Source organism: Allobosea sp. CRIB-10, from assembly GCF_900112185.1.
Taxonomy (GTDB): Bacteria; Pseudomonadota; Alphaproteobacteria; order Rhizobiales; family Beijerinckiaceae; genus Allobosea.
Window position 1 is genome coordinate 18,225 of record NZ_FOKP01000007.1, and the last position, 18,357, is coordinate 36,581.

19 protein-coding genes are annotated in these 18,357 nt (G+C 67.4%); 1 reads left to right on the forward strand and 18 read right to left on the reverse strand.

The window, feature by feature from the left end:
- Positions 1 to 7: 7 nt before the first annotated feature.
- The gene (locus BMZ69_RS11240; protein ID WP_092156724.1) at positions 8 to 976 is read right to left on the reverse strand and encodes a Bug family tripartite tricarboxylate transporter substrate binding protein; all 969 of its coding nucleotides are present in this window, start codon (positions 974 to 976) and stop codon (positions 8 to 10) included.
- A gap of 12 nt (positions 977 to 988) precedes the next feature.
- Positions 989 to 2,182 carry a M20 aminoacylase family protein gene (locus tag BMZ69_RS11245; protein WP_092156725.1) on the reverse strand — a complete coding sequence of 398 codons (1,194 nt, stop codon included), beginning with the start codon at positions 2,180 to 2,182 and terminating at the stop codon, positions 989 to 991.
- 81 nt (positions 2,183 to 2,263) lie between these two features.
- On the opposite strand from BMZ69_RS11245, the gene BMZ69_RS11250 reads away from it, so the two are divergent.
- Positions 2,264 to 3,208, forward strand: coding sequence for a LysR family transcriptional regulator (locus BMZ69_RS11250; protein WP_092156726.1), 945 nt, complete (start codon positions 2,264 to 2,266; stop codon positions 3,206 to 3,208).
- Positions 3,209 to 3,268: 60 nt separating this feature from the next.
- Here BMZ69_RS11250 and BMZ69_RS11255 read toward each other — a convergent pair whose 3' ends face one another.
- The 16 genes from BMZ69_RS11255 to BMZ69_RS11330 all read right to left on the reverse strand — a co-directional run bounded on the left by BMZ69_RS11255 (position 3,269) and on the right by BMZ69_RS11330 (position 18,355).
- Entirely contained in the window at positions 3,269 to 4,225 is a 957-nt protein-coding gene (locus tag BMZ69_RS11255) for a catechol 2,3-dioxygenase (protein WP_092156727.1), read from the reverse strand.
- Positions 4,222 to 5,331, reverse strand: a complete 1,110-nt coding sequence (locus tag BMZ69_RS11260; RefSeq protein ID WP_092156728.1) for a 5-methyltetrahydropteroyltriglutamate--homocysteine S-methyltransferase — start codon at positions 5,329 to 5,331, stop codon at positions 4,222 to 4,224. Before BMZ69_RS11260 ends, BMZ69_RS11255 begins: the two co-directional genes overlap by 4 nt.
- Before the next feature lie 32 nt (positions 5,332 to 5,363).
- A complete protein-coding gene (locus BMZ69_RS11265) occupies positions 5,364 to 6,071 on the reverse strand; it encodes an ABC transporter ATP-binding protein (RefSeq protein ID WP_092156729.1) in 708 nt (235 codons plus the stop codon).
- Positions 6,064 to 6,816 carry an ABC transporter ATP-binding protein gene (locus BMZ69_RS11270; RefSeq protein ID WP_092156730.1) on the reverse strand — a complete coding sequence of 251 codons (753 nt, stop codon included), beginning with the start codon at positions 6,814 to 6,816 and terminating at the stop codon, positions 6,064 to 6,066. Before BMZ69_RS11270 ends, BMZ69_RS11265 begins: the two co-directional genes overlap by 8 nt.
- Entirely contained in the window at positions 6,813 to 7,820 is a 1,008-nt protein-coding gene (locus tag BMZ69_RS11275; protein ID WP_092156731.1) for a branched-chain amino acid ABC transporter permease, read from the reverse strand. The genes BMZ69_RS11270 and BMZ69_RS11275 overlap by 4 nt, the downstream gene beginning before the upstream one ends.
- On the reverse strand, positions 7,817 to 8,674 hold the full coding sequence (locus BMZ69_RS11280; RefSeq protein WP_092156732.1) for a branched-chain amino acid ABC transporter permease: 858 nt from the start codon (positions 8,672 to 8,674) through the stop codon (positions 7,817 to 7,819). Before BMZ69_RS11280 ends, BMZ69_RS11275 begins: the two co-directional genes overlap by 4 nt.
- Positions 8,675 to 8,695: 21 nt before the next feature.
- Positions 8,696 to 9,868, reverse strand: a complete 1,173-nt coding sequence (locus BMZ69_RS11285; RefSeq protein ID WP_092156733.1) for an ABC transporter substrate-binding protein — start codon at positions 9,866 to 9,868, stop codon at positions 8,696 to 8,698.
- A gap of 51 nt (positions 9,869 to 9,919) precedes the next feature.
- On the reverse strand, positions 9,920 to 10,609 hold the full coding sequence (locus BMZ69_RS11290) for a 4-carboxy-4-hydroxy-2-oxoadipate aldolase/oxaloacetate decarboxylase (RefSeq protein ID WP_092156734.1): 690 nt from the start codon (positions 10,607 to 10,609) through the stop codon (positions 9,920 to 9,922).
- Entirely contained in the window at positions 10,606 to 11,328 is a 723-nt protein-coding gene (locus BMZ69_RS11295; protein ID WP_092156735.1) for a PIG-L deacetylase family protein, read from the reverse strand. Before BMZ69_RS11295 ends, BMZ69_RS11290 begins: the two co-directional genes overlap by 4 nt.
- Positions 11,325 to 12,425: a 4-oxalomesaconate tautomerase gene (locus BMZ69_RS11300; protein WP_092156736.1), complete on the reverse strand. Its 1,101-nt coding sequence runs from the start codon at positions 12,423 to 12,425 to the stop codon at positions 11,325 to 11,327. The genes BMZ69_RS11295 and BMZ69_RS11300 overlap by 4 nt, the downstream gene beginning before the upstream one ends.
- 4 nt (positions 12,426 to 12,429) lie before the next feature.
- The gene (locus tag BMZ69_RS11305) at positions 12,430 to 13,416 is read right to left on the reverse strand and encodes a Bug family tripartite tricarboxylate transporter substrate binding protein (RefSeq protein ID WP_244543321.1); all 987 of its coding nucleotides are present in this window, start codon (positions 13,414 to 13,416) and stop codon (positions 12,430 to 12,432) included.
- Positions 13,416 to 14,246 carry an NAD(P)-dependent oxidoreductase gene (locus BMZ69_RS11310; RefSeq protein WP_092156737.1) on the reverse strand — a complete coding sequence of 277 codons (831 nt, stop codon included), beginning with the start codon at positions 14,244 to 14,246 and terminating at the stop codon, positions 13,416 to 13,418. Before BMZ69_RS11310 ends, BMZ69_RS11305 begins: the two co-directional genes overlap by 1 nt.
- 86 nt (positions 14,247 to 14,332) lie before the next feature.
- A complete protein-coding gene (locus BMZ69_RS11315) occupies positions 14,333 to 15,253 on the reverse strand; it encodes a LysR family transcriptional regulator (RefSeq protein WP_092156738.1) in 921 nt (306 codons plus the stop codon).
- The gene (locus BMZ69_RS11320) at positions 15,250 to 15,879 is read right to left on the reverse strand and encodes a response regulator transcription factor (RefSeq protein WP_092156739.1); all 630 of its coding nucleotides are present in this window, start codon (positions 15,877 to 15,879) and stop codon (positions 15,250 to 15,252) included. The genes BMZ69_RS11315 and BMZ69_RS11320 overlap by 4 nt, the downstream gene beginning before the upstream one ends.
- Positions 15,872 to 16,948 (reverse strand): sensor histidine kinase, encoded by a 1,077-nt coding sequence (locus BMZ69_RS11325; RefSeq protein ID WP_092156740.1) that lies wholly within the window; start codon positions 16,946 to 16,948, stop codon positions 15,872 to 15,874. Before BMZ69_RS11325 ends, BMZ69_RS11320 begins: the two co-directional genes overlap by 8 nt.
- 75 nt (positions 16,949 to 17,023) lie before the next feature.
- Positions 17,024 to 18,355 (reverse strand): ABC transporter ATP-binding protein, encoded by a 1,332-nt coding sequence (locus BMZ69_RS11330; RefSeq protein WP_092156741.1) that lies wholly within the window; start codon positions 18,353 to 18,355, stop codon positions 17,024 to 17,026.
- Between the last annotated feature and the right edge of the window lie 2 nt (positions 18,356 to 18,357).

Genomic DNA, 18,357 nt, shown 5'->3' on the forward strand with positions numbered 1-18,357 from the left:
CGGGAGCTCATTCCGCCTTGGCCTTCGCCGCCTTCAGCAACGGCGTCCAGCGGGCATGTTCCGCCTTGATGTGCGCCTTGTACTCCTCCGGCCCGAGCGGGGTCGGAACGGCGGCCTGCTGCGTCAGCTTGGACCGCAGCTCCGGATCGGCGAGGGTCGCGACGGCGGCCTGGTGGATCCGCGCGATCAGGGCGGGCGGCGTCCTGGCCGGGGCGGAGAGGCCGATCCAGTTGACCATCTCGTAGCCTGGCACGGCTTCGGAGATCGCCGGGATGGTCGGTGCGAGCGGCGAGCGTTTGGCGGTGGCGACGCCGAGGATGCGGATCCGGCCGCTCTCGCCGAGCGGCAGGAGCACGGGGCCGGTGCCGATCGTTGCATCGATCCGGCCGGCGAGGAAATCCCCCATCATCGGCCCGCCGCCGCGATAGGGCACATGGACGACGTTGATCCCAGTCAGCGCCTGCAACAGGAGAAGCGCGACATGGCTCGGCGAGCCGATGCCCGATGAGGAGAAGGTGATCGCGCCCGGCCGGGCGCGGGCATCGTCGATCAGGTCCTCGACGCTCTTCCAGGGCCGGTCGACCGGCACGGCGAGTACGTCGAGGATCGAGCAGAGCAGGGCGATCGGCGCGAAATCCTTCTGGGGGTCGAAGGGCAGCCGGTCATAGATCGTCGGGTTGATCGTCTCGGGGCCCGGTGTCGCCAGCATCAAGGTATAGCCGTCCGGGTCGGCCTGGGCGACGCTGGCGGCGGCGAGGTTGCCGCCGGCTCCCGCGCGGTTCTCGACATAGATCGTCTGTCCGAGACGCTCGCCGAGGCCTGGCGCGATCAGGCGGCCGACGATGTCGGTCGCGCCGCCGGCCGCAAAGCCGACGACGAGGCGGATCGGGCGTGTCGGCCAGGTCTCGCCCTGCGCTGCGGCCGGGCCGATGAGGCCGAGCCCGGCAAGGCCGGTGAGGAAGCTTCTGCGTTGCATCGGACCATTCCCCTAGGCTGCGAGCTGCAGTTCGCGCCGGACCAGCGTGACCCAATAGGCCGAGCCGAGCGTCAGAAGCGCGTCGTTGAAATCGTAATGCGGGGTGTGGACGTGATGCAGGGCGCCGTCCGGCGCGAAACCGTTGCCGATCAGCATGAAGGCGCCCGGCGTCTCGCGCAGCATGAAGGCGAAGTCCTCGGCCGCCGTGATCTGGGGAAACTCGCGCTCGACCGCGCCCTCGCCGAACACGGTCGCGACGGCATCGGCGGCCCGGATGGTCTCGTCGCGGCTGTTGACGAGGGGCGGATAGTGCGAGGCGATCGTCACCTCGACCTGGCAGTTATGGGCGCTGGCGGCGGCTTCGGCGAGCTCGTGGAGACGGCGGATCGCGATGTCGCGGATCTCGGGACGGTACGTCCGCATCGTGCCCGCAAGACGAACCTCGGCCGGAATGTTGTTCGGCGCATCCGGCGCGCCGCCGCCGATATGCCCGACGCTGATCACCGCCGTCTCGTGGCCGGGGATGTTGCGGCCGATCACGCTCTGGAGGGTGAGCACGAACTGGGCCTGCGCCATCGTGGGATCGGTGGCGCGGTGCGGGCGCCCGCCATGGCCGCCGGTGCCACAGAACAGCACGCGCCAATCGTCCATCGCCGCCAGCATCGGGCCGACGCGGATGCCGAAACGCCCGAGTTCGAGCCCCGGCTCGTTGTGCAGGCCATAGACGGCCCGGCAGGGAAAGCGGTCGAACAGTCCCTGCTCGACCATCAGCCTGCCGCCGCCGGCGCCTTCCTCGGCCGGCTGGAAGATGAAGTGCACGGTGCCAGCGAAATCGGGGTCCGAAGCGAGATGGCGGGCCGCGCCGAGCAGCATTGCCGTATGGCCGTCATGACCGCAGGCGTGCATCACGCCGTCATGGACCGAGGCGTAAGGCAGGCCGGTCGCCTCGTGGATCGGCAGGGCATCCATGTCGGCACGCAGGCCGATCGTGCCGGCGCCGGGATCGCGACCGCGCAAGGTGCCGACCACGCCGGTCCCGGCAAGGCCTTCGCTGACCTCGATGCCCCAGCCGCGCAACTGCTCGGCTACGATCGCGGCGGTGCGGAACTCCTTGAAGGCGAGCTCTGGATGGCGATGCAGATCATGTCTGATCGCCATGATCTCAGCCTCCTGCGCGCGCAGGGCGTCGAGAAGCGGTGTGGTCATCGCGGTCGGCCTCCTGGGAGGCAAGCTCCCATCGCCGTCGTCGGACATAAAATACATTTTGTTTTCAACTTAATGTATTAAATGTATGTTTCAGCGATGCAGGATTTCACGCTGAAGCAGCTTCGCTACATCGTCACGACGGCCATCAACCGTTCGATCGCGGATGCTGCGGAGGCGCAGGCGATCTCCGCCTCCTCGATCCGCGAGGCGATCGCCTTCGCCGAGGCCAAGCTCGCAGCGCCGCTGTTTCGCCGGACGCCGTCGCGCGGGGTGGAACTGACGGCGGAGGGCCGGCATTTCGTCGCTCTGGCGGAGCAGTTCCTGGCGACGCATGACGCCTTCGAGCACGCCGCCTTGCGTATTCCGCACGAATGGCAAACGGAGATGCGGATCGGCGTCGTCGCCACAGCCGCCGCGATGGTCATCCCGGCTCTGCTCGTCGACATCGCGGCCCGGGCGCCGCAGGCGCGGTTCCGAGTGGACGAGATGAGTTCCGAGGAGGTCGCCGCGCGGGTGAAATCGGGCGAGCTTCTCGCCGGCCTCGCCTTCAACGACGCGATGACGCAGGACCTCGCCTTCGTCGAGATCGTAAGGGCGCCGATCCATGTCGGCCTGCATCGCGACCATCCGTTCGCGGAAGCCGCCTCGATCAGGCTCGCGCAGCTTCGGGACGAGCCCTATATCCTGCTCGATTTTGCTGGCGCGCGCGCCTATTACGCCGGCCTGTTCGAGCAATCCGGCTTCAGGCCGGCGCTGCGCTATGTCGTGAACTCGCGCGAGCTGGCGAGCGAGCTCGTTGCGGAAGGCCTGGGCTACTCGCTGTTCAACATGCCGCCTTCGCGGCGGATGCGGGCGGCGGAGACGATGGTGCGCGTCCCCCTCGACACCGGCTATTGGTGCCCGAGCTTCGGGCTGTTCTATGCGCGGCAATACCGGGACATGCCGATGATCCGCGAGTTGGTCGGCGCGATCCGGCGGCTGCGCCACAAAGGCGGGATCGAGAGTGATCTCGCCCCGTTCGGTTGAGGCCAGCCATCCGCCTCCGGTGCCCGCCCGCACCGACCGCCCGCCTGATCGAGGAGCGCCCTAACCCTTCGCCGGCGGCGTGCCGTGGGTGTGGAAGCTCTCGATCGTCTTCAGCCCCCAGGCCTGGCCCTTCTTCCGCTCCTCTTCCGTCCAGGTCACCGTCTGCCAGTCCGGATCGAGGATCAGGCGCGCGCCGGCATTGGCGATCTCGACGCGGTTTCCGGCGGGCTCGTAGACATAGAGGAAGAAGGTCTGCTGCACCGCGTGCTTGTGCGGCCCTGTCTCGATGAAGACGCCGTTCTCCAGGAAGAGATCGGCCGCCTCCAATATGTGCTCACGCTGGTCGACGGCATAGGTGACGTGGTGGAAGCGCCCGCGGGTCGGCGTGTGGTCGCGGGTATAGGCGATGTCGTAGCTCTTGTTGTTGACGGTGAACCAGCAGCCGCCGACATCGCCGGAATCGAGCACGATCTGCTCGGTGACGCGGCTGCCCAGCGCCTTCGGCATGAAGTCGCGGATCGCCGCGACGTCCTGCGCCAGGAGATTGAGATGGTCGAGCCGGCGCACGGCGCAGCCGCGGCCATGATTGCGCTGCGCCTGGTTCTTCAGCGCCGGCCGCTCCTTCTCGGGAGCAACGTATTTGTTGGTCTCGAAATAGATCTCGAAGACATGCTCGTCCGGATCGCGGAAGCGATAGGCCCGGCCATGGCCGAGGTCGCCGTCGCTCCAGCCGATGCCGCAGCCCATCGCCTCGATCGCCGCGACGCGGCGCAGGAGCGCCGTCTCGCTGCTGGCGCGGTAGCCGATATGGCCGACGCCCGTCGTCTTTGCCGCGGTGAGCTTCAGCGTGTGGAACTCATAGTCGTCCCAGGCGCGCAGATAGACGCTGTCGCCCTCACGCCCGCTCTCCGTCAATCCGAAGATCTCGACGAAGAAGTCGAGGCTTTCCTGCGGCTTGTCGGTGAAGAGCTCGACATGGCCGAGATGGGCGATATCGAAGCAGGGCTCGCTGCTCATCCCCAGACTTCCCTGGCGACTTCGAGGATGCGCGAGAGCTTTGCCCATTGTTCGTCCTCGGCCAGCACATTGCCTTCCTCGGTCGAGGCGAAGCCGCATTGCGGCGACAGGCAGAGCTGCTCAAGCGGGGCGTATTTGGACGCTTCCTCGATCCGGCGCTTGAGGTTGTCCTTGCTCTCGATCTCGCCGAATTTCGAGGTCACCAGCCCGAGCACGACCTGCTTGTCGCCCTTGGGCAGGAAGCGCAGCGGCTCGAAGCCGCCGGAGCGATCGTCGTCCCACTCCATGAAATAGCCGTCGACATCGATCTCGTTGAAGACCATCTCGGCGACCGGCTCGTAACCGCCCGAGGCGATGAAGGTCGACTTGAAGTTGCCGCGGCAGGTGTGGGTGGTGATCTGCATGTCGACGGGTTTGGCCTTCAGTGCCGCGTTGAGCACGTCGCGATAGATGAAGACCAGTTGCTCGGGATCGTCCCCGCGCTCGGCCAGCATCTTGCGCTGTTCGGGATCGCAGAAATAGGACAGGCTGGTGTCGTCGAGCTGGAGATAGCGGCAGCCGGCATCGTAGAAGGCTTTGATCGCCTTGGCGTAGGCTTTGCCGAGATCGTCATAGTAATCCTCGATCCGCAGATAGGCGCTGGAATCGATCGCTTTCCGGCCGCCGCGATAGTGCAGCATGGACGGGCTCGGAATCGTCATCTTCGGCACCCGGCTGGTGACCGAGGCCAGGAACTTGAAATGGGCGAGATGCGGGTGATCGTCCGGGAAGTCGAGCTTGCCGGTGACGCGGACCGCATGGCCCTTGGTGGTGACTCCCTTGAACTGGATGCCTGAATCGGTCTCGAAGCTGGTGACGCCGGAGAGGCCGTCGAGGAAGTCGAAATGCCAGAAGGCACGGCGGAACTCGCCATCGGTCACCGCCTGCAGACCGACCTCCTCCTGCTTGCGCACGAGCTTCCTGATCTCCTCGTCCTCGATCGAAGTCAGCTCGGCCTGACCGATCTCACCGGCTGCGTGCTTGGCGCGGGCGTCCTTGACCGGCGCACTGCGCAGCAGGCTGCCGACCATGTCGCCCCGAAACGGCGGCTTCTGTCTCTGGCTCATGGCGTTTCCTTTCCTTAGGTTCTGTCGTTGGTTCAGGCGGCGGCGAGGCCGAGATGGCGCTCCAGCCGTGTAGGGTCGGCGAGGAGCTCGGCACTCCCCGCGGTAAGGACGACGCGGCCGCGCTCGAGCACGATCGCCTCGTCGGTGAGCTCCAGGATCTTGCGGGCGTGCTGCTCGATCACGATTGCCGACAGCCCCTCCTCGCGGACGAGGCGCTTCAGGGCGCGCAGCAATTCCTCGACGATGATCGGAGCGAGCCCCTCTGTCGGCTCGTCGAGCAGCAGCAGCTTGGGATTGAGCATCAGCGCCCGGCCGATCGCCAGCATCTGCTGCTCGCCGCCGGAGAGCTGGTTGCCGAGATTGGCCTTGCGCTCGGCGAGGCGCGGGAACATCGAAAAGACGCGCTCGGTCGTCCAGGCGCCCGGCGTCGCGACGGCGGTGAGGTTCTCCAGCACGGTCAGCGATTTGAAGATGTTGCGCTCCTGCGGCACCCAGCCGATGCCGGCATGGGCGCGCTGCTCGGGCGAGGCTGTGGTGAGGTCGCGCCCGGCGAGCACGATCCGGCCGCCGCGGCGACGGGTGACGCCGATAATGCTGTTGACCAGCGTCGTCTTACCGACGCCGTTGCGGCCGAGCAGCGCCAGCGAGCGCCCCTCGGCGAGCGAAAGATCGATGTCGAACAACACCTGGGCCTCGCCATAGCCGGCGCTGAGGCGTTCGACCTTGAGGAGCTCAGCCATCGCCATGCTCCCCGAGATAGGCGGCGCGAACGGCTGGATCATTGGCGATCTCGCTCGGCGTACCGTCGGCGAGCAGGCGGCCATTGACCAGCACGGTGATCCGGGTCGCGAAGCGGAAGACGAGGTCCATGTCGTGCTCGATCAGCAGGACCGAGACATCCTCCGGCAGCCCGGCGACCGTCGCCATCAGTTCGCGCCGCTCGGCCTCGGGCACGCCCGCCGCCGGCTCGTCGAGCAGGAGCACGCTCGGCCTCGCGGCGAAGGCGGCGGCGATCTCGATCTGGCGCTGCTTGCCATAGGGCAAGGTCGCGATGCGCTCGTCCATGATGTCGTCGAGCCTGAAGCGCGCGAGGATCTCGGCCGTCTCGGCGACGAGCTCGGCGTCACGGTCGAGCGCGCGCAAGGGCCGCCGGCCGCGGCCGAGCCGCTCCGAGGTGACGAGCGCGATCATCTCGACCGGCGTCATCGTCGCAAAGAGCTGGTTGATCTGGAAGGTCCGCGCCAGCCCGCGCCCGACCCGGGTCTCGCGCGGCAGAGCGGTGATGTCCTCGCCCATCAATTCGACCCGGCCGGAGCTCGGCCGCAGCACCCCGGTGAGTTGGTTGACAAAGGTGGTCTTGCCGGCGCCATTCGGGCCGATCAGCGCATGGCGCGCGCCCTTCGCCAGTGTGAAGTCGACATGGTCGGTCGCGGTGATGCCGCCGAAGCTCTTGCACAGGTCGAAGGTCTGGAGCGCGACGCTCATGTCGGCGACCTCCGGCCGAAGCGCGTGATCCGGCTCACCACTGCCTTGATGCCGCCGTGGATCAGCTCGCGGCCGCCGAGGACGAACAGGACAAGGAACAGCCCGATCCAGAACATCCAGTATTGCGGCGTGAAGCTGGCGATCACGTCCTGCAGTAATTTGAAGGCAACCGCGCCGATCAGGCCGCCATAGAGATAGCCGGCGCCGCCGATGATCAGCACCAGCATCAGATCGGCCGAGCGATGGAAGGCGAGCACGTCGAGCGAGACGAATTGCGTGGTCTGGGCGAGCAGCGCCCCGGCCGCGCCGGCATAGGCCGCCGCCAGCGTATAGACCGCGACCAGCCGCCAGTGCAGCGGCACGCCGGACGCGGAAGCGCGCAGCGGGTTGTCGCGGATCGCTCGCAAAGACAGGCCGAACGGTGAGCCGACGATGCGCCGCGCCAGCACGAACAGCACGAACAGCACGGCGAGCGAATAGAGATAGGCGACGCTGCCGAAGATATCGAACTCGAACAGGCCGAGCACCGGCCCCATCATGATGCCCTGCAGGCCGTCGGCGCCACCAGTGAGCCACCCCAGTGAGTTCGCCAGCTCCCCCAGGATCAGCGCGACACCGAGCGTCACCATCAGGCGCGTCAGGTCGCTGCCGCGCAGGATCAGCGGGCTGGTGAGCAGACCGAGCAGGCCAGCGGCGCCCATCCCGACGGCGAGACCCGCCAGCGGATCGGCGCTGGCATGCTTGGCGAAGAGCCCGGCGGCATAGGCGCCGAAGCCGAAGAAGGCGGCATGCCCCAACGAGACGATGCCGGCATAGCCGAGGATCAGGTCGAGCGAGAGCGCGAACAGCCCGAGGATCGCGATCTCGTTGAGGATCAGCAGCTGGCGCGGCAGCAGGAAGAAGGCCGCCAGTGCCAGGATCCAGAACACGATCTCGGCCGGATGCCAGCGCCGTGCGCCATAAAGCGAGCGCCGGACGCGCGCCTCGATGCTGTCGGCCTTCATGCCCGGCTCCTCGCGAAGAGCCCGTGCGGCCTTGTGATCAGCAGGACGACCATCAGCGCGTAGATGATGAAGGCGCCGAGCTGCGGCACCAGGTACTTGCCGCCGACATCGGCGACCCCGAGCAGCATCGCCGCGAAGAACGGGCCCGAGATGGTCGAGGTGCCGCCGACGGTCACGACGATCAGGAAGTAGATCATGAACTTCAGCGGGAAGGTCGGGTCGAGCCCCATCAATTCAATGCCGAGCGCGCCGCCGAGGCCGGCAAGGCCGGAACCAAACGCAAAGGTCAGCGCGAACAGGCGGTTGACCGGGATGCCAAGCCCGCGTGCCACCCTGGTATCGTCGACCGCGGCGCGCAGCCGGCTGCCGAAGCGGGTGCGGGTGAAGGCCCATTGCATCGCAAAGGCCAACACGCCGCAGAGCACGATGATGAAGAGCCGGTAGCGGCCGATGCCGATCCCGACGACGTCGAAGCGCCCGCTCAGCCAGGCCGGCAGCTGCACGAATTGCTGGCTCGAGCCCATCAGGTAATCGGCACCGGCGACGGCCATGAACACCAGCCCGATCGAGAACATCACCTGGTCGAGATGGCTCTTGGCGTACATCGGCCGGTAGACCAGCCGCTCCAGCACCAAGCCCGCGAGCGCGGCGGCGAGGAAGGCGGCCGGCAGCGCCCACAGGAACGGCAGGCCGAGCCGCTGCATCGCCAGCACGGTGACATAGCCGCCGAACATGGCGAAGGCGCCATGGGCGAGGTTGACGAAGTTCATCAACCCCATGGTCACGGACAACCCACAGGCCAGCACGAACAGGATCATGCCGTAGGCGACACCGTCGAACAGGATGGTGAGCACGTCGGGTCCGCCCTGGCCGACTTACTTCTTCGCCTTGGTCGGATCCTTGACGTTGGGAATCGTCTCGAACTCCTGATTCCAGAGCTCGCCGTTCACGCGTTCGACCTTGCGGATATAGACGTTCTGGATGATGTCGCGCGTCTCGGGATCGATCGAGATCGGCCCGCGCGGGCTCGTCCAGCTCATCCCCTTCATCGCGTCGACCAGCGCCTGCCCGCCCTCGCCCTTGGTCTTCTTCAGGCCCTCGTAGAGCGCATGCATGCCGTCATAGCCGCCGACCGCCATGAAGTTCGGGCGCATGCCGGGATTGGCCTTCTTGAAACCCTCGACGAAGGCCTTGTTCTCCGGGCTGTCATGCGAGGCAGAATAGTGCTGGGCGGTGATGACGCCGAGCGCGATGTCACCCATGCCGTTGAGGATGTCATCATCGGTGAGGTCGCCGGTGCCGATCAGCTTGATGCCGCTCTTGTCGAGGCCGCGCTCGACGAACTGCTTCATGAACTGGGCGCCGACGCCGGACGGCACGAAGACCAGCAGCGCCTCCGGCTTGGCGTCGGCGACGCGCTGCAGGAAGGGCGAGAAGTCCGGGTTCTGCAGGGGCACGCGGATGTTCTCGACCTGGCCGCCACCGGCCTTGAACGCCTCGGAGAACGAGCTCTCGACATCATGGCCCGGGCCGTAATCAGAAACGATGGTGATGACGCGCTTGGTGCCCTGCTTGGCGATCCAGGTGCCGAACGGCGAGCCGATCTGCGGCACGACCTGGCTGGTGCGCACGATGAAGGGCGAGCGCTCGGTGATGATCCCGGTCGCCGCCGCCATCACCACCATCGGCGTCTTCGCCTGCGTCGCCAGCGGCGCGGTCGCGAGCGCCAGCGGCGTCAGGCCGAAGCCGGCGATCGCGGTGACCTTGTCGTTGACGATCAGCTCCTGCGCGATGCGGCGGGTGACGTCGGCCGTGCCGGTGTCGTCCTTGACGATGAGCTCGACCTTCTTGCCGGCAACGGTCGCGCCCTTCTCCTGGATGTAGAGATTGGCCGCCGCGGCGATCTGCCGGCCGGTCGAGGCGAAGGGGCCAGTCATCGGCAGGGTCAGGCCGATCTTGACCGCGTCCTGCGCCAGAGCCGCGCCGCTGACCGAGGCGGCCAGAGCAAGGCCGAGCATTCCTTTGAGAACCGTCCTGCGAATGGTCATGTCGTTCCTCCCGAGAGTTGTGCCGATCCCCTTGCCGGGGCTTTCGTTGGATTATTCGCTGTCGTCGTCGCGATAGGTAAGGCCAGCTTTGGCGAGGCCGTCGCGCATAGCGTACATGTCCAGCCCGAGTTCACCAGCAGCCAGTCGTCTACGCTTTTCGTCTTCATTTGCCTCGCGCTTGCGGCCGGCGGCTGCGACCGCATCGGCATCGCGCCGCGGCACCGCCACCACCCCGTCATCGTCGGCGACGATCACGTCGCCGGGATGGATCAGCGCCCCTGCGCAGACCACCGGCACATTGACCGAGCCTAGCGTCGCCTTGACCGTGCCTTTGGCCGAGATCGCCCGCGACCAGACCGGGAAGCCCATCTCGGTCAGCGTGCGCACATCGCGGACGCCGGCATCGATGACGAGGCCGATGCCGCCGCGCGCCTTCAGCGAGGTCGCCAGCAGGTCGCCGAACATGCCGTCGGTATTGTCGGTCGTGCAGGCGACGACGAGCACGTCGCCCGGCTGCACCTGCTCGATCGCGACATGGATCATCCAGTTGTCGCCGGGCTGGGCCAGCACCGTCACCGCCCCGCCGGCGATCTGCGCACCGGCATAGATCGGCCGCATATAGGGCTTCAGCAGGCCGCTCCGGCCCATCGCCTCATGGGTGGTGGAGACTCCGAGCGCGGCGAGGTCGGCCATCGCGGCGGCGGAAGCCCGCTTCTTCGTACGGACGACGACGGGGTTCATGCCAGCGTCTCCAGCGCTTCCGGGAAGAGGCGCTGATAGGCCTCGCCATAGGTCATCGGCTTGCCGGAGTTGCGGCCGCCCTGCATGCCGCGGTTCAGCGCGACGCGGGTGTAATACTCCCAGAGGTGCTTCTGCGCCGCGAGGATCTCGAACGCCCGGCGCTTCTGCTCCCAGACCTCGTCGATGTTGAGGATGACGTTCGGCTTGAAATTGCACTGCTCGGGCTGGTGCGGCTCGAACAGGAAGACCGGCGGGGCGGCATAGGCGCGGCTGGGATCGGGCTTGTGGCCGGCCGCCTGCGCGATGATGCGGGCCTCCTGGGCGAAGCGCGTCGCCTCCGGATGGTCGACATTGTAGGGGTCTTCGAGCGCGTGGGTCAGCACGAAGCTCGGGTTCATCTCGTGGAAGATGTCGATGGCTCGCTCCAGCATCGGCTCGGTGGTGCGCAGCGGATAGTCGCCGGCATCCATGAACTCGATCTCGGCGCCGAGCGCCGCTGCAGCAGCTTCCGCTTCCTCGCGGCGCTGCGCCTTGACCTCCGCCATCTGCACGCCCGCCTTCTTCCAGGCGAACTGGCTCTCGCCGCGCTCGCCATAGGACAGACAGAGGATCTTGACGCGCATGCCGCGTTTGGCATGCAGCGCGATCGCGCCGCCGGCGCGCCAGACGAAATCGCCGGGATGGGCGGTGATCACCAGGCCTGTCTTCTGGGCGCTCATGGCATGCGCTCCTCTTGCACTCTATCGGCCGGCACGAAGGCCTGCCCTGCCATCAGGATGCGGGCGGTGCGCAGCAGCCCGGCCCGCTTGACGACCGGCTGTTCTGCGGTTCCACCGACCGTCAGCGTCACCGTGAACTCGCCGGTGGGATGCTCGACGGAAAGCGTCCGCTCGCGTGCTTCGGGCATCACGACGACCGAAGCCGCAGGCGAGCCCGGCAAGACGGCGGCGGTGGCGACCGTCACGGCTGCGAAGACGCCGATCGAGGCATGGCATTCATGCGGGATGAAACTGCGGGTCGAGATCGCCCCGCCGGCCTGCGGCGGCGCGACCAGCGCGATCTTCGGCACGACCTTCCTGGCGACGTCGCCGAGATTCATCAGCGGTCCAGCGGCAATCCGGATGGCCTCGATCCGGGCCTTGAGCTCGGTATCCTCGTTGAGCTGGTCGCGCGGCTCATAGCCGGTGCGCCCGACATCGGCGGCGCGCATGACGATCACCGGCATGCCGTTGTCGATCAGCGTGCAGGGCACGCCCTCGATCACGTCGACGACATTGCCGGTCGGCAATAGCGCGCCGCAGACCGAGCCCTCGGCATCGAGGAAGCCGATATCGATCGGCGCCGAGGTGCCCGGCACGCCGTCGATGCGCGCAGTTCCGTCCGCGCTCGCCTGCCCGTCCGGCGTATCCATGGTGAGATCAGCGATCGTGCCGGTGTTGATCGTCCGGACTCGCACTGTCGTGCGCGCGCCGCTTGCCTTCACCAGGCCGCGGGCCAGCGCGAACGGCCCGATCCCCGCGAGGATGTTGCCGCAGTTCGGCGTCGTGTCGACCGAAGCCGTTTCGACGCCGACCTGCGCGAACAGGAAGTCGATATCGCAGCCGGGCTCGTCCGAGGCCGAGACGATCGCGACCTTGCTGGTCAGGGGATGAGCGCCTCCGAGCCCATCGACCTGGCGCTTGTCGGGCGAGCCCATCACCGCGAGCAGGACAGCGTCGCGCGCCGCGACATCCGACGGCAGATCGTCACGCAGGAAATAGGCGCCTTTGGAGGTGCCGCCGCGGATCAGCATGCAGGGGATGGCGAGCTGGCCCATCGCGCTATTCCGCCGCCTTGATACCGGCACGGGTGATGACATCGCGCCAGAGCGCGAGCTCCGAGGCGATCAGCTTGCCGAACCCTTCCGGCGTCTCCGGCCGGGCGATGGCGCCGTCCTTGGCCAGGGCCGCAGCGAAGTCGGGCTGACCGAGCAGCGCATTGATCTCGCGGTTGAGCCGCTCGACGATCGGGCGCGGCGTGCGCGCCGGCGCGACGATCCCGTACCATTGCACCGCCTCGAAATCCGGCAGGCCGCTCTCGGACAGCGTCGGCAGATCGGGCGCGAAGCCGACGCGCTCGCGCGCGGCGACGCCGAGCACCCGGAGCTGGCCACCTTCGGCCAAAGGCAGCACAGCCGGCCCGCCGGTCAGTGTGAACTGGATATTGCCGGCGACGAGATCGTTCACCGAGGGCGCGGTGCCGCGATAGGGCACATGCGTCGCCTCGATGCCGGCGCGATGGCAGAAATAGGCGGTGGCGATATGGGCGGCGCTGCCCTGTCCGCCGGATGAGTAGTTCAGCTTGCCAGGGTTCGCCTTGGCATAGGCGATGAACTCCGCCAGCGTCTTGGCCGGCAGCTTCGGATTGATCGCCAGGATGTTCGGCAGCATGGCGACGAGCGCGACCGGCTGGAAATCCTTGACCGGGTCGTAGGGCACATAGGCGTAGAGCGAGGGCGCGAAGGCCAGCGTGCCGATATGCCCCATCATCAGCGTATGGCCGTCGGGCTCGGACCTGGCGACCTGGCGCGAGGCCGTCATGCCGCCGGCGCCCGGCCGGTTCTCGATCACGAAACCCTTGCTCGGGATGATCTGCTCGAGCTTGGCGGCGATCACCCGCGCCAGCACGTCGGTGCTGCCGCCGGGCGTGAACGGCACGACGATCCGGATCAATTGGCTCGGCCAGCCCTGCTGGGCCAGAGCAGGCGCCGCTGCGGTGAAGCCCGCCAGTCCGAGACCCTGCAGCACGAGGCGACGATCGAGCATCATCATGCGTTTCCCTTGCGCCGCGCGCCGCGCTGCTGGGCATCGGCGATCGCGCCGGCGAGCCCGGGATGGAAACCGGCCGCCGCCAGCATCTCGGCCGCCTCGCGCATCTCGGCCGAGCGGCGCACGCCATGGGTCGCGACGCGCTCGCGCATGTCGGCGGCGAGCGCGTGGAAATCGATGGAGGGGAAAGTCGCATTGAGGCTGGCGAAGACCGGGTCCTTCACGTCCCAGGCCTCGCAGGCGGCGGCGCAATCGACCATCAGCACCTCCAGCCCCTTGATCACGATCGAGCGGCAGAGCTTCATCGCCGAGGCCCGGCCATAGACCTCGGAGACCGGCGTCAGGTTCATGCCGAGTCCGTTGAGCGCCTCGGACGCGGCCTGCGCCTTTGGCCCTCCGGAGAGGATCGCGACCTTGAGGCCGGGCTTCAGCACCGGCGCCATCACCGCGGCTTCGAGATAGTCGGCTCCGCTTGCAATGACAGCTTCGGCCGCCCGCTGCTTGGTCGAGGGGGCGGCCGAGTTGACGTCGACGAAGACCTGGCCCGGCTTCAGCCAAGCGGAGGCCTCGTTCGCCACCGCCTCGGCGCGATCGGCAGTGACGGCCGAGAAAACGAAGGCCGCACCCGCGCAGGCGTCCTGCGCCGAGGAAGCGCGGGTGACGCCGAGTTCTTGCGCTGCCGTCTCCAAACGGCTGCCGGCCTCGCTGCCGAACAGGAGATCATAGGCACGAATGGCGACGCCTTCATTGGCGAGCAGGCCGCGCGAAAAGGTCTGGCCGACCTCGCCGAAGCCGATGAAGGCGATCGCTGTCGTGTTGGCGCCTGCCATCGCTGGCTTCTCCTCGCGCGTTTCGTCCCGCCGCGAGGTTCGGCCAAAGCCATTCTGCCATCAAATGATAAGAATGCAGCGATTGATTACTTTTCTTCATCTCGCCGCGGCACGATGCTGCGCTTCAGCGCCTGGCTCAGCAGCGCGATCAGGTCGCGCGTCACCGGGCGCACCGGCACCGACTTGCGGGTGATGATGCCGAGCGTGCGAGACACCGCCGGCGAACGCAAGGGAATGGCGACGAGCTCACCGGCGTCGACGACATCGAGCGAAAGCTGCGGCACCACGGCATAACCGATGCGCGAGCGCACCAGGCTGACCGCGGTGACGACGCGCTGGACCTCGTAGCGCCAGGTCAGGCTCTCGCGCCTTGCGCCGAGCACATCGTCGATCAGGATGCGGTTGCCGGTCTCGGCGCTAATCCTGACCAGCGGTTCGTCCTGCAATTGCGCCCAGGTCAGCGAAGCCGCCTGCGCCAGCGGCATCGCGCGGTGGCTGACCAGCACGAAGGGCTCCTTGACCACCGGCTTCAGCTCGAGGTCCCAGCGATTGGCGGCGACGATGGTGACGCCGAACTCGGCCTCGCCCGACTGGACCTTGTCGGCGATCTCGGAGGCCGAATTGTCGTGGATCCTGACGCCGACGCCGGGATGGCGCGCAGCGAAGGCGGCGATCACGCCCGGCATGCAATGGGCCGCCACCGTCGGCAGGCAGCCGAGCGAGACCTGTTCGTCACCTTCGCGCAGATCGACCCTGACCTCGTTGATGGCGAAGCCGAGGTCCTCGAAGATGCGCCGCGCCCGCGGCAGCAACGTGGTGCCGGCTGCGGTCAGAGAGACCTGCCGGGTGGTGCGCAGAAAGAGCGGCGTGCCCAGCGACTCCTCGAGCTTGCGGATACGGTGGCTGAGCGCCGTCTGCGACAAGTTGAGATGCGAGGCCGCCGCGCGGAAGCTGCCGCGCTCGGCGATGCTGACAAAGGCCTGCAGTCCAAGGACGTCAACCCTCATCGGGCCGCCCTCCCAGTTCCGGAGATGAGGTCGGCGAGCCGGACCAGCTCGGCCAGCGTCGCGGCCCCCAGCTTGCGCATCACCTGGCCGCGATGAACCTTGATCGTCACCTCGCTCAGGCCGAGATCGGCCGCGATCTGCTTGTTGAGCCGCCCTTGCGCGACGAAGGCGAGCACCTCCTTCTCCCGGACCGTCAGCGTCGCAAAGCGCTCTTTCAGTTCGGCGAGTGCCGCCTCGTCCCGGCGCCTCGCCTCGTCCTTCTCGATCGCCACGCGCACGGCGTCGAGCAGGTCCTGCTCGCGGAACGGTTTCAGCAGGAACTCGACCGCGCCAGCCTTGATCGCCCGCACCGCCATCGGCACGTCGCCATGGCCGGTGAGGAAGACGATCGGGATCGGATCGTTCAGCGCGGCGAGCTCGGCCTGGAAATCCATGCCGCTCGGGCCGGGCATCCTGACATCGAGGACGAGGCAGGACGGGGTGCCAGGCCGCCGGGCCAGCGCGAACTCCCGCACCGACGCGAAACAGGTCACAGCATAGCCGACCGAGCGGAGCAGGCTGTCGAGCCCCTCGCGCACGGAGACATCATCATCGACGACGAAGACGGTCGCTGCCTGCCTATCCATGCTGCCGTTCCACTGAGGCGCCGGCAACCGGCAAGGTGAAGCCGAAGACCATGCCACGCGGATGATTGGCGGCGGCATAGATCGTCCCGCCATGCGCCTCGACGATCGAGCGGCTGATCGCCAGGCCCATGCCCATCCCGCCCGGCTTGGTCGAGTGGAAGGCCTCGAACACCTGCTCGATCGCAGCCGGCGGCAGGCTGACACCGGTGTCGCGCACGCTTACCGTGATCGTGCGGCCATCGCTGGCGGCGCCGACCAGCAGATCACGCGGCCCTGTCTCCAGCCCGCCCATCGCCTCGGCTGCGTTGATCACCAGGTTGAGCACCACCTGCTGGAGCTGGACCTTATCGCCGAGCAGCTGCGGCAGGTCATCGGCAAGGTCAGTCTGGAGCACCACGCGGCTCCTCCGCAATTCTCCGCGGGTCAGGGCCAGGACCTCCTCGATCAGCACGCCCAGTTCGAGCCTGTTGCGAGAAGGCGGGGCCTTAGCCACGAGGTTGCGCACGCGGCCGATCACCTCACCCGCGCGATCGGCATCGGCAACGACGCGTTCCAACGCTCGCCGAACCTCACCGGCATCCGGCGGCGTCGCCGCGAGCCAGCGCAGGGCGGCATGACCGCTGGCAACGATCCCGGCGAGCGGCTGGCTGACCTCATGCGCAATCGAAGCTGTCAATTCGCCCATGGTGGTGACGCGTGCCATATGCGCCAATTCGGCCTGTGTCTGGCGGACGCGCGCCTCGGCAGCCTCGATCTGCAGGGCCAGATAGGTGGTCGCGCCAATGGCAATCAGGCTGAGCGCTCCGTTCACCAGCCCGGTCTCATGAATCCCCCGCGGCGTCAGCAGATAGCTCAGCACCGTCAGGACGGCGCTGGCCGCGCCAAACCAGATGACGGTGGCGGGCCGATCGAACCTGGCCGAGATCAGGATCACCGCGACATAGAGGACGGCGACCGCGATCTCCAGATTGGTGAAGGTATCGGCTACGAAAATCGCCGCCATCGCCACGATCAGGCCGAGCCAGAGCCATGGTCTTTCGATGCGCATACGCTCGCGATCGCGCATCATGCCTTAGCCCTTCGCCGGCTCATCCGTCGCCGGCCCAGACAAGACAGGCCGAGGCCGCTCTGTCCAGCCCCGGTGTCAACTCGGATTATCCAGCGTGAACAGGTCGGCATCCTCGTCATAGGCGAAGTATTCGCCATAGCGGGCCCAGTTCGTCACTGCCTTCAGCGTCGTCGCGGCATAGTCCTCCGACATGTGGTCCTCGAGCTCGTCGCGGAAGCGCGGAGCGGGCGCCTTGTGGCTGGAGCGCTCGTCGAGTACGCGCCGGATATGGGCGGCAAGCGGCACATAGGTCGCGAGCTGCTGGGCGAAGAGACGCTTGCGTCCATCGACATCGGCGTCGGCGAAGCGCAGTCCGGCAGCAGTCAGCCTGATGTCGCCGCCTTCGAGATCGGCGAGCCGCAGCAGCTGCAGCGTCTCGGCCACCGGGAAGAGATCGTCGATCTCCAGATGCAGCTCGGCCGCAAGCGGCGGCAGGTCGGCCTCGCCCCTATAGGGCGCGCCCGCGATCGTCTCGATCAACCCCGCCATCAGATTGGTCGAAACCCGCGGCAGCGCCATGGCGATGCCGGTGCCGGGGAAGACGCCGTCGCGCGCCGGCGTACCGGCCTTCGCGGTCATCCGGGCATAGATGTCCTCGACCAAGGTACGGAAGGCCGGATCGATGCGGCCACGCGGCTGCGGCAGCTCGACCTTCAGCTCGGCGATGACCCGGCCGGGATTGGAGCCGAAGATCAGGATGCGGTCGCACATCAACACCGCTTCCTCGATATTGTGCGTCACCATCAGGATCGCCTCGATCGGCATCCTGCCCTCGCACCAGAGGTCGAGCAGGTCGGTGCGTAGCGTCTCGGCGGTGAGCACGTCGAGCGCCGAGAACGGCTCGTCCATCAGCAGGACCTTGGGATGCACCACGAGTGCACGCGCCAGCCCGACGCGCTGGCGCATGCCGCCGGAAAGCTCCTTCGGATAGGCACTCTCGAAGCCGTCGAGGCCGATCAGGTCGATTGCGGCGAGCGCGCGCTTGCGCCGCTCGGCCGGCGCGACGCCCTGCGCCTCCAGCCCGAGCTCGACATTCTCCAGCACGCTCAGCCAGGGGAACAGCGCAAAGCTCTGGAACACCACGGCGACGCCCGAGTTCGGCCCGGTCACCGTCCGCCCCTCGAAGGTGACGGTGCCGCCGCTCGGCTGGATCAGCCCGGCGATCGCCCGCAGCAGCGTCGACTTGCCCGAGCCGGAGCGGCCGAGCAGGCCGACGATCTCGCCGGGCCGGAGCTCGACATCGACCTTGTCGAGCACGACGAGCGAGCCGGCCGCACCCTTGTCATAGCTCTGGCAGACCTGATTGGCACTGACGAGCGGAGTGGCCTTCTCGGCCTTGAAGTCGCGGGTCGCGATGATCTCGTTCATGG